The organism is Bradyrhizobium sp. IC3123, from assembly GCF_020193625.1.
Lineage (GTDB): Bacteria > Pseudomonadota > Alphaproteobacteria > Rhizobiales > Xanthobacteraceae > Bradyrhizobium > Bradyrhizobium yuanmingense.
Genome location: NZ_JADYVF010000002.1, coordinates 648,342 through 662,475, shown reverse-complemented (window position 1 = coordinate 662,475; position 14,134 = coordinate 648,342). Strand labels below are relative to the sequence as shown.

Sequence of the window (14,134 nt, the reverse complement as noted above, 5' to 3'; positions counted from 1 at the left end):
GCAAAATGCCTGAGGTAGCGTCGTCTGCAAGTGGAATTTAATTCCGCACAGCGGAACACAACGGTAGGGATCATGGGACGACGTTCGGAGCGGTTGAGCAGGCAAGGTGCGCTCGCTGGCGAAGCCGGTGAGGGTGATGTGATCCAGGTGGTGTCGCGCGCGTTCGACGTATTGCGATGCTTCGAGGGCCACGAGGCGCGACTCGGCAATCTCGAGATTTCAAATCGCTGCGGTCTGCCGCGCTCGACGGTATCGCGGCTCACGCATACGCTGACCCGCATGGGCCAGCTCGTGTATCTCCCGCGCGACCAGAAGTATCGCATCGGCCCCAGCGCGGTGGCGATGAGTGCTTCGATGATGAAGGGCGCGCAGCTGCGCAGCATGATTCGCCAGCGGCTGCAGGAAGTCGCCGAGCAGCTGCCGGGCACGGTCGGGTTCGTCGTCCCCGACCGCTTCCATCTCGTCTATCTCCAGTTCGCGCGTTCGGCGACGGCGCTCGGCTTGCACGAGGGCACCGGCAGCCGCATCTCGATGGCCTCGACCGCCGCGGGCGCGGCCTACACCGCGGCGCTCGCGCCGGAAGTCGGTGATGCCTTCGTCGCGGACATGGAGCGGGAAGCCCCCGAAGCTGCGAAGATTCTCAAGCCCCGCATCGAGGCCAACCGGCAGATGTTGCGCGAGCGCGGCTATGTCGTCGCCTGCGGCCTCTGGAGCCCGCACATCAACGGTCTCGCGGTGCCGATCTGGTCGCCGCAGTACCAGACCTTCGTGGTCATCACGATCGGTCTTCTGTCGGCGATGTATGACGAGCAGCGTCTGCACGACGAAGTCGCACCGCTGATGCTCCAGCTTGGCCGCTCGCTCGGCAGCCTGATGGAAGGCGCGGAAGGCGACGCCTTCAACAACCGTATCTCGCGTAAGCCGGTCGCCATGGCCGTGCACAACAATAACAAGCCGATCCATTCGGAGGGAGTGAATGAACTGGAAGCCGGAACTCGACGAGCTCGCCCGGCGCGAAGCCTTCGCGCGGGAGATGGGCGGCGTTGACAAGGTCAAGCGACAGCATGACCAGGGCCGGCTGACTGTTCGGGAGCGTATCGACAAGCTGATCGACAAAGGCAGCTTTCACGAGATCGGTGCCGTCTCCGGCATCGGCGAGTACGATTCCAGCGGCGATCTGAAGAAGCTCACGCCGGCCAATTGCGTGTTTGGCCGCGCGCGCGTTGACGGCCGCACATTGGTCGTGGTCGGTGATGATTTCACCGTGCGCGGCGGTTCGGCGGATGCGTCGATCTCGGCCAAGCCGCTGATGGCGGAGGAGATGGCGCACGATTTCCGGCTGCCCATCGTCCGCATCATCGAAGGCTCCGGCGGCGGCGGCTCGGTCAAGACCATCGAGACCAAGGGCGCGGCCAATCTGCCCGGCGGCATCGGCGGCACGCGCTGGTATCGCTTCACGACGGAGAATCTGTCGCGCGTGCCGGTGGTCGCGCTCGGCCTCGGCTCGGTGGCGGGCCTGGGCGCCGCGCGTCTTGCCGCCAGCCACTATTCCATCATGACGCGGAAGTCCGCGATGTTCGTCGCGGGTCCGCCGGTGGTGAAGGCGCTGGGGCAGGACCTTACCAAGGAGGAGCTCGGCGGCGCCGACATCCAGACCCGCGCCGGCGCGGTGGATCATGCGGTCGACACCGAGGAGGAGGCGTTCGCCTGCGCGCGGCGCTTCCTCTCCTACCTGCCGTCATCGGTCTACGAGCTGCCGCCGACCTTGCCCTGCACGGACAGTCCTGAACGCAGCGACGAAGCGCTGATGAACGCGGTGCCGCGCAACCGCAAGCAGGTCTACAAGATGCGGCCCATCATCGAGTCCGTCGTCGACAAGGGCTCGTTCTTCGAGGTCGCAAAAAACTTCGGCAAGCCGATCATCGTCGGCCTCGCGCGGCTCGAGGGCAGGGCGGTGCTGCTGCTCGCCAGCGATAGCTTCCACTATGGCGGATCCTGGACCGCGGATGCCTGCCAGAAAGTGGTGCGCTGGGTCGACTTCGCCGAGACCTTCCACCTGCCGGTCGTCTATCTCATGGATTGCCCCGGCTTCATGATCGGCCTCGATGCGGAGAAGGCGGCCACCATTCGCCACGGCGTGCGTGCCATGGCGGCGGTGAACCAGACCACCGTGCCCTGGTGCACCGTGATCCTGCGCAACGCGTTCGGCGTCGCCGGTGTCGTGCACCAGCCGGCCGACCGCTTCTCGATCCGCTATGCCTGGCCCTCGGCCTATTGGGGCTCGCTGCCGCTCGAAGGCGGCATCGAAGCCGCCTACCGCGCCGACATCGACGCGGCGGAAGACAAGGCGGCGAAGCTGAAGGAGATCGAGGAGCGGCTCAACAAGCTCCGCTCGCCGTTCCGCTCGGCCGAAAAATTCTGGGTCGAGGAGATCATCGATCCCAGGAAGACGCGATCGCTGCTGTGCGAGTTCGCCCGGCTGGCGGAGCCGCTGCGAAAGCCGGGGCCGCCGGAGAATATGACGATCAGGCCTTGATATCGGCCATCATCCGACTGCCGCGACAATCTTGTCGCGGCAGCGATGGCGTGACCTCACAACAGGAACGCGCTACGTTCCCCCAACAAGAACAAGAGGAAGCGCCAATCGTGTACGACTTCATTATCGTGGGCGGCGGCTCGGCGGGGTCCGTGCTGGCCCACCGGCTCTCCGCCAGGAGCGCCAACAAGGTCCTGCTCTGCGAAGCCGGTCAGGACACGCCACCCGGCAACGAGCCAGCCGAAATCAGGGACAGCTATCCCGGCACGGCCTATTTCGATCCGCGCTTTCACTGGACCGAGCTCAAGGTGACGACCCAGGTCGTCAGCCACAACAATCCCGAGGAGTCGCGGCCTCCTTTGCGCAAATACGAGCAGGCGCGCGTGCTGGGCGGGGGCTCGTCGATCAACGGGCAGATGGCCAACCGCGGCGCGCCGACCGACTACGATGAATGGGAGGCGCGCGGCGCCGAGGGGTGGTCGTGGGCTGACGTGCTGCCGTTCTTCAAGAAGGTGGAGCGCGACCTCGATTTCGACGGACCGTATCACGGCAAGGACGGAAGGATCCCTGTCCGCCGCATCCCGCGCGAGCACTGGACGCGGCATTCGGAGGCATTCGCGCAGGCCTTCCAGCAGGCCGGCCATCAATTCGTGGCCGACCAGAACGGCGAATTCGTCGACGGCTTCTTCCCCGTGACGCATTCCAACCAGGCCGAGCAGCGCGTCTCGGCCGCGATGGGTTATCTCGATCGCGACACCCGCGCGCGTGTGAACCTTGCGATCTCCACCAACACGCAGGTACGAGAGCTGCTGTTCGAAGGCACGCGCTGCGTCGGCGTGAAGGCGATGGTCGACGGCCGCGAGCAGGAATTCCGCGGACGCGAGATCATCCTCTCCAGCGGCGCCATTCATTCGCCGGCGCATCTGCTCCGCGCCGGCATCGGCCCCGTCGGTCACCTCAAGGAGCTGGGCATTCCCGTGCTGGCGGCCTTGCCGGGGGTGGGCCAACGCTTGATGGATCATCCCTCGATCTCGCTGTCCTCCTTTGTCCGCCGCGGCGCGCGCATGAACGAGCACACCAGGCGGCACATGCAGCTGGGCCTGCGCTACTCCTCCGGGCTGCCTGATGTGCCCAAGGGCGACATGTTCGTCGTCGTCATCAGCAAATCGGCCTGGCACGCCGTCGGCGCGCAGATCGGCTCGCTCCTGACCTTCGTCAACAAGACCTATTCCGAGACCGGACAGGTCAAGCTCGCCTCGCGCGATCCCTCGGCAGAGCCGATCGTCGAGTTCAACCTGCTGTCCGACCGCCGCGATCTCGATCGCCTGATGAGCGGTTTCCGCAAGATGGCGGCGATCCAGATGAGCGAGGTGGTCAGGAAGGTGACGGACAAGCCGTTTCCGGCCGCCTATACCGATCGCGTCCGCAAGATCGGCGTGGTCAACACCAGGAACAAGATTCTCACCACGATCGCCGCGACCCTGATGGACGGGCCGGCGGCGCTGCGTCACTACATGATCGACAATTTCGTCGTCGAAGGCTTCACCTTCGATCAGGTGATGAACGACGACGAGGCGCTGGAAGCCTTCGTGTGCAAGGCGACGATCGGCGTCTGGCACGCCTCATGCTCGTGCCGCATGGGCCGCACTGAGGATCCGATGGCGGTGGTCGACAATCAGGGCCGCGTCAAGGGCGTGCAGGGCCTGCGCGTCGTCGATGCCTCGATCTTCCCGGTGGTGCCGTGCGCCAACACCAACTTTCCGGTGTTGATGTCGGCGGAGAAGATCGCGGCCGCCATGATGCAATGAGCGGCAGCGAGTTCTGGCGATCCGGGCAGTGCGGGGAGGAGGAGCGCTGATGGATACTTGCCTCGCGCGGTCCGACTTGGTTGCATGCCGTGAGCTTGACGCGCTAATCGCGCATTCGAGCGCGGCGAGTTAATCATCTCAGGCGCTACGTGTAGGCTATGAGATCGTGCAGTCGTGGCGCACGATCGCAGCCAGTTTCAGCCGCGCTTTAGGCCCATTTCAGCCAAACTGTTATTGGTCTCTTTGCCCGGGGCAGGGTCTCTCATTTGGAGTCCTGCAATGTTCAAACGCGTATTTTCTGCGTGCGTCCTCGTTATCCTGGGTTCTATCGCTTCGGAAGCGCGCCCTTATCGCATTCATCAAGCTCCTGAATGCAACGTCACAATGCCCTGCGACTTCTCGTATTCGCAGACGCGACGCGAGCGGGCTGCCAGGCCCTCACTGGCTTCCAGATCTTCGCTGATTTCTAGGTCCACACTGCAAGCGTACCGCTCGACACAACTGACGGTGACTGATGCTGGGAGCACGACCACGCCGGCGGCCGTCTCCGGTGCCCACGGCACTCGCATTGTCGGTGGCCGTCCGGCCGGTTGCCCTTCGTCGTTCTGCGGCTGCGGCGCGGCTCTGCGCGTGTTCGGCCGTATCGTGCCGGAATTAAATCTTGCGTCCAATTGGCTCCGCTTTCCGCGGACATCACCCGCACCGGGAATGGTTGCTGCGCGACGAGGACACGTGTTCGTCCTTGAGCAGCACCTCGGAGGCGACGTCTGGATGGCCTATGACGCCAACTCGGGTGGGCGCGCGACGCGAATCCACGCGCGTTCGCTGCGAGGGTATACGATTGTCAACCCGCGCGGCGGCTCGGTGGCTTGAGGGCAGCGGATAGCACTCCAAAAACGGCGGACGGGTCGCAACATCTTTGCGACCCGCCAACGCCGAACGCCGAGCCGATCACAGCCGGAGCACCTTGCCGGGATTCATGATGTTGTGCGGATCGAGCGCGCGTTTGATGGTGCGCATGATGTCGAGCTCGGTCTTGGAGCGGTAGTGGCTGAGCTCGTCGAGCTTGTCGATGCCGATGCCGTGCTCCGCCGAGATCGAGCCGCCCATGGAGGTGACGAGATCGTTCACGGCGCGCGTGATGGCGGCCGCGTATTGGTTCAGCGTCTGCTGGTCCATGCCCTTCGGTCCCATGAACGAAAAGTGCAGATTGCCGTCGCCGATATGGCCGAGCGGATAGGGCCGAATGGTCGGGAGAATGTCGAGCACGGCCTTGAGGCCCTTGTCGATGAACTCCGGGATCCCTGAGATCGCCACCGACACGTCGAAACTGATCCCCGGTCCCTCGGCGCGGGAGGCCTCCGCCATTGCTTCGCGGATGCGCCACATGTTGCGCGATTGACCGAATGTGTGCGCGATCGCCGCATCCAGCACGCGGCCGGCCTCGAGTTGATCGGCGAGAAACTGCTCCATCTTGCCGGACATGCCCTCGGTTCCGTCCTGCCGCGGGCGCGCCGACGACCATTCCAGCAGCAGGTACCAGGGCGTATCCGCCTTCAGCGGATCCTGCGTCCCGGGAATGTGGCGCAGGGAAAGGTCGATGGCCGCCCGGCTGAGCAGCTCGCAGGAGCCGACATTGTCCTCGGATGCCGCGTGCGCCTCGGACAGGATTTCCAGCGCCGCGCGGGGATCGCGGATCGCCAGCCACGCCGTGCAGACGTCCTTCGGTGCCGGCCACAGCTTGAGCACGGCCTTGGTGATGATGCCCAGCGTCCCCTCGGCGCCCATGAACAGGTGCTTGAGGTCGTAGCCGGTGTTGTCCTTCTTGAGCGCGCGCAATCCGTCCCAGACCTCGCCATTCGGCAGCACGACCTCGAGCCCCAGCACGAGATTGCGGGCATTGCCGTAGCGCAGCACCTGCACGCCGCCGGCGTTGGTGGAGAGATTGCCGCCGATCATGCAGGAGCCCTGGGCACCGAGGCTCAGCGGCAGGAAGCGGTCGTGCTCGCTTGCGGTCTCCTGAAGCGTCTGTAACACGCAGCCGGCCTCGACCGTCATCGAATAGCCGACGGGATCGACATCCAGCACGCGGTTCATCCGGCCGAGCGACAGCACGATGCCGGTGTGCGCAGGCCAGGGCGTCGCCCCGCCCATCAGGCCGGTGTTGCCGCCCTGCGGCACGATCGCGACGCCGTGCTCGTGGCAGAGCCGGACCACTTTCGAGACCTCCTCGGTGCTGCCAGGGCGAACGACGGCGCCGGCGTTGCCGACCAGCAATCCCCGCCAATCCGTCACAAACGGCTGCTTGCCATGCTCGTCCTCGATCAGGCCTTTGTCGCCGACGATCGCGCGCAACGCATCGCGCAATGGTTCGGTCACGGGAGCGGTCGGGATGGTGGGCAGGGACGTCGGGAGCGGCATTTGTTTCCTCTGGCACATCTTTGTGTGTACTGAGCGCGCGAAGCGCCGCAGCCATTGTCCACGTTTAGGCTGCCGAGTCTAACGGCAATGCGCCACGCGTGTGGGGAGTTTGGGTCGGCCTGACCGCTTGGAACGGTCCGCAGCAGCACGACGTTTGCCTCTCGGCACAACAGGAGAGCCGCATGGCGAAGGTTGACGAGGAGCTCATCCGGGTGAGAGCCCACCAGCTTTGGGAACTCGCAGGCAAGCCGGAGGGCCGCCAGGACGAGTTCTGGCGAGAAGCCGAGCGCGAATTATCAAACGACGCCGGCGCAAATGCCGAAGAATCCTCAAAGACTTTCACGGAGTAATCCGCGAGCGAACGGTCTGGCGCTATCGGGCTTCAACCAGCTGGCGGGCATTGGCCATGGCTGCGCCCGAAGCGGTGTTGTCGAAAATGCACCAGACCGAGGCCGCCGCGCATCCGGCCAGCCGCACCTTGAGCGCCGCCAAGGCAGCCGCGTCATAGCTGGAATAATAGACCCTCGGTGAACCGTGAAGCCGAAAATAGGCCAGCCCGGTCCAGCCGCCGGGCGCAGCGCCATTGGCGGCACGCGGTGGATCCGCGGCCACCCGCGCGACGCCTCGTTGCGCCAGCCAGTCGTCGGCCGGCCTGGTGAACCAGCTCGCGTGCCGTGGCTCGCAAACCACCGGCACCTGCCCCCTTTCTGCAGCGCTATTACGAGCTTCCCGGCGCCGCGCCTTGCGAAGATTGTCGACGAAGGCAATTGCAGCAGCAGCACGCCGAGCTTTTGCCCAAGGCCGGAAATCTCCTCGCAGAACCGATCGACGTCCGCGCGATCGAACCTCAGCTCCGGCGCATGGCTGATCGATTGCGGGACCTTGACCGCAAAACGGAAGCCGGCCGGCACCGCAGCGCTCCATCGCTCATATGTCGTGCGCCGATGCGGACGATAGAACGACGTGTTGATCTCGGTGCAGTTCAGCACTGAGGCGTAGCGCTCAAGGTGGGAGCCCTCGGCCTTGAACGCATCCGCATGCTGGGACGGCACGTTCCATCCCGCCGTGCCAATCCGAAGGGCATGCTTGCGCGTCCGTCCAGGCCTGTCTGTCATCGCCACAGCATAGGAGGCATCTTTGCGGCGTGGTCATGTCGGAACGATTTGGCCCGCCTTCACGACACTGCGGGGCTCTGTTTCTTCTGTCAAACCGGAAGGCAGAAGACGTGGTTCCTTCTCACGCCATCGCCACTTGCGGCTTCGGCTGCCGCGACAGCGCCAGCACGATCAGGGCCGCGAACACGCAGAGCGCGCCGGCGATGAAGAAGGCGGGCAGGTAGCTCTGGTAGACTGTGCGCGAGAACCCCGCGCCGAACGCCGCGGCGCCGGCGCCGAGCTGATGGCCGGCGAATATCCAGCCGAACACCAGATTGGCGCGCTCGGGCCCGAACTTTTGCGCGGTGAGCCGCACCGTCGGCGGCACCGTCGCGATCCAGTCGAGACCATAGAACATCGCGAAGACCGAGAGGCCGTAGAAGGAGAAATCGCTGAACGGCAGGAAGATCAGCGAGAGCCCGCGCAGGCCGTAGTACCAGAACAGGAGCCAGCGATTGTCGTAGCGGTCGGACAGCCAGCCCGACATGATCGTGCCGAAGAAGTCGAAGATGCCCATCGCCGCCAGCAGGCTCGCCGCCTGCACCTGCGGGATGCCGAAATCGAGGCACATCGGGATCAGGTGCACCTGCACCAGCCCGTTGGTGGAGGCGCCGCAGATGAAGAAGGTCGCGAACAGGATCCAGAACGTCATCGACGTCGAGGCGTCGCGTAGCGTGCCGAGTGCAACGCCCGTGATCGAGCCGTGGCTGACGGGCGGCGCGGGCAAGGGTGCGGTGCCTTCGTCGCCGAACGGCCGCAGGCCGACGTCGCTGGGGCGGTCACGCATCGCGAGCAGCACGGCCAGCGCGGAAACACCGAGCATGATGCAGACGAGACCGAGCGCGAGGCGCCAGCCATAGCGCTCGGTGAGGCTTGCCAGCAGCGGCAGGAACACGAGCTGGCCGGTGGCAACGCTCGCCGTCATGATGCCGATGACGAGGCCGCGTCGTGCCGCGAACCAGCGCGTGGCGATGGTCGCGCCGAGCACCAAGGCCGTCATGCCGGTGCCGATCCCGATCACCACGCCCCAGAGGGCAATGAGCTGCCAGACCTCCGTCATGCCGAGCGAGAGCACGAGCGCCGAGACCACGATCAGCTGGGCGGCCAGCGTGACGTTGCGCAGGCCATAGCGGTTGAGCAGGGCGGCCGCGAACGGCGCCATCAGTCCGAACAGGATGAAGCGGATCGACAGCGCGGACGAGATCTCCGCCGTGCTCCAGCCGAACTCCTTCTGCAGGGGAACGATGAACACGCCGGGCGCGCCGACCGTGCCGGCGCTGATCAGCGCGGTGAGGAAAGTCACGCCGACCATCACCCAACCGTAATGAATGTTACGGCGGGACAGTGCTGCCGCGAGCCAGTTCGAGATCATTGGGCCTCAACATTGATGGGCAGGCCGAGACAGACCTGCGTCAGTCTAGAGAATGACACGGGATGTATCTGTCGCAAATGACAGAGTTCCCTCGTTTCCGGACGTCCGCGTCAGCGGCGTTCCACCGCGATGGCCGTGGCTTCACCGCCGCCGATGCAGAGTGCGGCGATGCCGCGCTTGAGGTTGTTGGCCTCCAGCGCATGCAGCAGCGTCACGATCAGCCGCGCGCCGGTGGCGCCGATCGGGTGGCCCAGCGCGCAGGCGCCGCCATTGACGTTCAGCTTGTCGCGGGGAATGCCGAGGTCGCGCTGCGCCGCCATCGCCACCACGGCAAAGGCCTCGTTGATCTCGAACAGGTCGACGTCGCCCGCGCTCCAGCCGACCTTGTCCAGCAGCTTGCGGATCGCCGGGATCGGCGCCGTGGTGAACCATTGCGGCTCCTGGCTATGGGTGGCGTGGCCCTTGATCTCGGCGAGAACAGGCAGGCCGCCCCGGTCGGCAAGCGCGCGCTTCGTCAGCACCAGCGCGGCGGCGCCGTCGGCATTGGCGGAGGAGGCGGCCGGCGTGATGGTGCCGTTGGCGCGGAACGCCGGCTTCAATCCGGGGATCTTGGCGGGGTCGACCTTGAGCGGATGCTCGTCATTGGCGATCACGCGCGGTCCGGCCTTTTCGGTCAGCGTGATCGGCGCAATCTCGGCCTTGAACGCGCCGCCCTCGACGGCCTTGCGGGCGCGGCTCAGCGTCTCCATCGCATAGGCGTCCTGATCCTTGCGGGTGAATTGATAGGCTTCCGCCGTGGCTTCGCCGAAATCGCCCATGGAACGGCCGGTCTCGTAGGCGTCCTCCAGGCCGTCCATCATCATGTGGTCGATGATGCGGTCGTGGCCGACGCGATAGCCGCCGCGCGCCTTGGCGAGCAGGTAGGGCGCGTTGCTCATGCTCTCCATGCCGCCGGAGACGACGATGTCGGCCGAGCCGGCGCGGATGATGTCGTGCGCCAGCATGGTCGCCTTCATGCCGGAACCGCAGACCTTGTTGACGGTGGTGGCACCGGTCGCATCAGGCAGACCGGCGCTGCGTGCGGCCTGGCGCGCCGGCGCCTGGCCTTGGCCTGCCGGCAGCACGCAGCCCATGAAGACCTCGTCGACCTTCTCCGGAGCGAGCTCGGCGCGCTCCAGTGCCGCCCCGATCACATGTGATCCGAGCTTGTGCGCGGAAAGCTGTGACAATTCGCCCATGAAGCGGCCGAGTGGGGTGCGTGCGGCGGAGACGATGACGACGGGCTCGGCGGCTTCGGCCATGACGAGAACTCCCTGGCGATGACGTGTAAGATGATGGACATCATATGATGCGTCGCAAAAAATGCAACCGCGACAGGGATGAGAAAATGTCGTGGGCCGGATGAGATTTGGTCGTGCGATTGGGGGCTGCTTACCCACAGTACGCTGTCATTGCCCGCGAAGGCGGGCAATCCAGTATTCCAGAGCCCACGCGGCTAGAACCGGGAAGGCGCGGCGTACTGGAGGCCCCGCCCCCGTGCGCAACTGCGCACTAGGCGGGGCATGACACCGTCTTTTCTTGGCTGCGCTGTTGCTTCCTCGCGTCTACCGCTTCCGGTTGACAAACGCGCCCATCAGCCGCGTCGGCTCGTCCGTCAGGAATGACTCGCCGAACACTTTCACGCTCAAATTCACCGACTCGGTCAGCGGCAGTTCCTCCCATTGCCGCAGCAGCGCCTTTTGCGAGCGCAGCGCCTCGGGGCCGCATTCGAGCAAGGCCTTCACTAGATGCTCGACCTCGGCATCGAGCTCGCCGGGCGCAGCGACCTTGTCGACCAGGCCCCATGCCAGCGCCGTGGCTGCATCGATGTTCTCCGCCGTCATCACCAGCCAGCGCGCGCGGGCCCAACCGATCAGGCGCGGCAACAGCGCGGCATGGATCACCGAGGGGATGCCGACACGCACCTCGGGCATGCCGAAATGGGCATCATGCGCGGCGACGCGGAAGTCGCAGGCCGCCGCCACTTCGAGCCCGCCGCCGAGGCACCAGCCCGGCATGCGTGCGATGATCGGGGCAGGGAAGGCGCGCACCGCCTCGCAGAGATCGCGCAGGCGGCTGATGAAGGCCTCGGCGGATGTCTGGTCGAGCCCGGCCATCTCCTTGATGTCGGCTCCGCCGATCAGGCTCTTCTCGCTCTGTCCGCGCAGCACGACGACGCGGATGTTGCGGTCGGATGCGAGCTGCTGCAGGCCTTCGCGCACGGCGTCGGTCACGGGCGAGCCGAGGATGTTGAGCGGGCCGGCGTTGCAGATCGCGACATGAACGACGCCGCGCGCATCGCGCGTCACGCCGCAATGATTGTTGAGCATTTCCATCGTGGGATCTCGAAAGGTTTCGTGGACATGCGCGGGGCGCGCCGGTCGGGATCACTTCCGGGCCGAAACGTACGTCTTGTCAAGCGGCGGGGAGGCCGGGTTGCCAGCGTGAAGTCCGTGGCATAGTATGACGAATATCATCTAAAGAGGCTGCCATGACCGGTGACGATCAACCCGACCTGTTTTCGCCCGCGCAGAGGCGGGAACGCGTAGTGGACTGGCAGGTGCCTGCGCCGGTGGCGCGGGCGGCGATGGGCCTGTCGGGCATGGATGCCATGCTGGGCATCCGTGACGGCCGCCTGCCGCCGCCGCCCTTCGCCAAGCTGATAGGTTTCACCATGGCCGTGGTCGAGCCGGGCCGGATCGTCATGGAACTGGAGCCGCGCGAGGATCTCGAAAACACCATCGGACTTCTCCATGGCGCGACCGCCGCAGCGCTGCTCGATACGGCCATGGGATGCGCCATCTCGACCAGGCTGGAGGCCGGACAAAGCTCGGTGACCCTCGATCTGAAGCTGACTTATCTGCGCCCCCTGTCGGTGCGTTCCGGGTTGATTTCGGCCGAGGGCAAGGTGATCAAGCTAGGACGCCAGACCAGCTACACCGAGGGTTTTGTGCGGGACGGCAAGGGCGCACTTGCGGTCCATGCAACTGCGACCTTCTCCATGATCGGCACAACTTGACATGAATTAATGCACCCATCTCGGCATTTGCGTGTTATGAGATGATCCCCGACATTCAATGAGATCCGCATGCGCTATTCCCGGGAACACAAGCAGGAAACCCACGATCGCATCGTGAAGAAGGCCTCGGTGCGGCTGCGGGAGAAGGGTGCCCACGGTATCGGCGTCGCCGACCTCATGAAGGAGGCGGGCCTGACCCACGGCGGCTTTTACGCGCATTTCGATTCCCGCGAGGCGCTGGTGATCGAGGCTTTTGCCTACGCGATGGACCGTTCGATGGAACACTGGCGCAAGCTCACCGGCGAGGTCGCTCCGGAAAAGCGGCTGGCGCTGATCGCGGAAAGCTATTTGTCCACGCTGCATCGCGACAATCCCGGTCACGGCTGCTCGATTCCCGCGCTGGGAGCCGAGATCGCCCGCGAGAGCCCGAAGACACGCAAGGCCTTTGCCGGCAAGCTGGACGAGATGATCGAGGGCCTGACCGACACCATCCCGAACATGCCCCGCAAGGCGGCACGCAAGCAGGCGATCGCGACGCTCGCGACGATGGCCGGAACCATGCTGCTGGCGCGCATCGCCGGCTCGAGCGAATTGTCCGACGAGATGCTGAAGGCCGGCCGGGACCACGCGCTCGAGGGAGCGAAGCGTGAGTCGAAGGTGGCGGCCGCGAAGAAGGCGAAACAGAACTAGGCGAAATGCCGTGTAGGGTGGGTTAGCCATGCGATTGCGCGAAGCGCATTCGCTTGGCGTAACCCACCACTGTGTTCGTCCGCGGAGACGGAAGAGGTGGGTTACGCCTTCGGCTAACCCACCCTACGAGACCGCCGTTCACCGCCCAGCAAACAACGCCCGCTCGCGCTCGACAATCTCCGAGATGTAATCCGCCACGGCCCTGATCCGCGCCAGGTCCTTACTGTCGGCGTGCATCAGCATCCAGAACGTCCGCGTGATCGAGATCTCTTCGGGCAGCACGGCGACAAGCTGCGGATAGTCGCTCGCCATGAAATGCGGCAGCACCGCGATGCCGAAGCCGGAGAGGGTGGCGTTGAGCTGCGCGATCAGATTGGCGCTGCGGAAGCGCGCCGAGATCCGCGGCGACACCTGCGGCAGATAGTCGAGCTCAGGCGTGAACAAGAGTTCCTCGATGTAGCCGACGAAGCGGTGCTGCGTCAGATCCTGCCGCGAGGCGATTTTCGGGAAGCGGTCGAGATAGGCGGGGGCTGCGTAGAGCCCGAGGCGGTAGTCGAGCAGCTTGCGCCCGACGATGCGACCTTCCTTCGGCATGGTCAGGCTGATGGCGATGTCGGCCTCGCGCTTGGAGAGGCTGAACAGCCGCGCGGTTGCTACAAGTTGCAAGTCGAGATCGGGATAGCGGTCCGCGAACGGCGTCAGCCGCGGCGCCAGGAAGGCGGTGCCGAACCCATCAGGCGCGCCGATCCGCACCGTCCCGGTCAGCCGCGCCACGGAGCCGCCGACCTGCTCCTGATTGGCAACAATGGTCGATTCCATGGCTTCGGCGCTGTCGGCGACGCGCTGGCCGGCCTCGGTGAGGAGGTAGCCGGTCTTGCGCCGGTCGAACAGCTTGGCCGAGAGGTGCTTCTCCAGCCGGTCGACGCGGCGGATCACGGTGGCATGGTCGACCCCCAGCTGTTTTGCCGCAGCCGACACCGAGCCGCCCCGCACGATGGCCAGCACGAAGCGAAAGTCGTCCCAATCGATAGCGCCTTGATCCAGCATTTTCGCACATCTATGGTGCATTATCTCAGACTTGAATCCTATAAAATG

11 protein-coding genes and 1 pseudogene are annotated in these 14,134 nt (G+C 65.2%); 6 read left to right on the top strand and 6 right to left on the bottom strand.

What is annotated here, in order from left to right:
• The first annotated feature begins 72 nt into the window (after window positions 1-72).
• The 3 genes from I6F20_RS08680 (at window position 73) to I6F20_RS08670 (ending at window position 4,344) form a co-directional block, all read left to right on the top strand.
• Window positions 73-1,047, top strand: a complete 975-nt coding sequence (locus I6F20_RS08680; RefSeq protein WP_036034277.1) for an IclR family transcriptional regulator — start codon at window positions 73-75, stop codon at window positions 1,045-1,047.
• Window positions 977-2,536: an acyl-CoA carboxylase subunit beta gene (locus I6F20_RS08675; protein ID WP_036001111.1), complete on the top strand. Its 1,560-nt coding sequence runs from the start codon at window positions 977-979 to the stop codon at window positions 2,534-2,536. The genes I6F20_RS08680 and I6F20_RS08675 overlap by 71 nt, the downstream gene beginning before the upstream one ends.
• A 110-nt stretch (window positions 2,537-2,646) precedes the next feature.
• Window positions 2,647-4,344: a GMC family oxidoreductase gene (locus I6F20_RS08670; protein ID WP_225125780.1), complete on the top strand. Its 1,698-nt coding sequence runs from the start codon at window positions 2,647-2,649 to the stop codon at window positions 4,342-4,344.
• A gap of 951 nt (window positions 4,345-5,295) precedes the next feature.
• Here the strand turns inward: I6F20_RS08670 and I6F20_RS08665 are convergent.
• Window positions 5,296-6,765, bottom strand: coding sequence for an FAD-binding oxidoreductase (locus I6F20_RS08665; protein WP_225125779.1), 1,470 nt, complete (start codon window positions 6,763-6,765; stop codon window positions 5,296-5,298).
• Window positions 6,766-6,947: 182 nt separating this feature from the next.
• Between I6F20_RS08665 and I6F20_RS08660 the strand changes: the two genes are divergently transcribed.
• Window positions 6,948-7,115: a DUF2934 domain-containing protein gene (locus tag I6F20_RS08660; protein WP_081494475.1), complete on the top strand. Its 168-nt coding sequence runs from the start codon at window positions 6,948-6,950 to the stop codon at window positions 7,113-7,115.
• Window positions 7,116-7,137: 22 nt separating this feature from the next.
• On the opposite strand, the pseudogene I6F20_RS08655 reads toward I6F20_RS08660, so the two are convergent.
• The 4 genes and pseudogenes from I6F20_RS08655 to I6F20_RS08640 form a co-directional block, all read right to left on the bottom strand.
• Window positions 7,138-7,880 (bottom strand): annotated as a pseudogene (locus tag I6F20_RS08655) (DUF72 domain-containing protein).
• A gap of 121 nt (window positions 7,881-8,001) precedes the next feature.
• Window positions 8,002-9,291 (bottom strand): MFS transporter, encoded by a 1,290-nt coding sequence (locus I6F20_RS08650; RefSeq protein ID WP_109144071.1) that lies wholly within the window; start codon window positions 9,289-9,291, stop codon window positions 8,002-8,004.
• A gap of 110 nt (window positions 9,292-9,401) precedes the next feature.
• Complete coding sequence (locus tag I6F20_RS08645) at window positions 9,402-10,592, bottom strand: acetyl-CoA C-acyltransferase (RefSeq protein WP_225125778.1); 1,191 nt, start codon at window positions 10,590-10,592, stop codon at window positions 9,402-9,404.
• 303 nt (window positions 10,593-10,895) lie between these two features.
• On the bottom strand, window positions 10,896-11,666 hold the full coding sequence (locus I6F20_RS08640) for an enoyl-CoA hydratase (RefSeq protein WP_225125777.1): 771 nt from the start codon (window positions 11,664-11,666) through the stop codon (window positions 10,896-10,898).
• A gap of 155 nt (window positions 11,667-11,821) precedes the next feature.
• Here I6F20_RS08640 and I6F20_RS08635 point away from each other — a divergent pair, with 155 nt between their 5' ends.
• Together I6F20_RS08635 and I6F20_RS08630 are read left to right on the top strand one after the other, a co-directional pair.
• Window positions 11,822-12,349 (top strand): PaaI family thioesterase, encoded by a 528-nt coding sequence (locus I6F20_RS08635; protein WP_036022513.1) that lies wholly within the window; start codon window positions 11,822-11,824, stop codon window positions 12,347-12,349.
• A 69-nt stretch (window positions 12,350-12,418) separates the two neighbouring features.
• Window positions 12,419-13,039, top strand: coding sequence for a TetR/AcrR family transcriptional regulator (locus tag I6F20_RS08630; RefSeq protein ID WP_225125776.1), 621 nt, complete (start codon window positions 12,419-12,421; stop codon window positions 13,037-13,039).
• 138 nt (window positions 13,040-13,177) lie between these two features.
• Here I6F20_RS08630 and I6F20_RS08625 read toward each other — a convergent pair whose 3' ends face one another.
• On the bottom strand, window positions 13,178-14,086 hold the full coding sequence (locus I6F20_RS08625; RefSeq protein WP_036001074.1) for a LysR family transcriptional regulator: 909 nt from the start codon (window positions 14,084-14,086) through the stop codon (window positions 13,178-13,180).
• Between the last annotated feature and the right edge of the window lie 48 nt (window positions 14,087-14,134).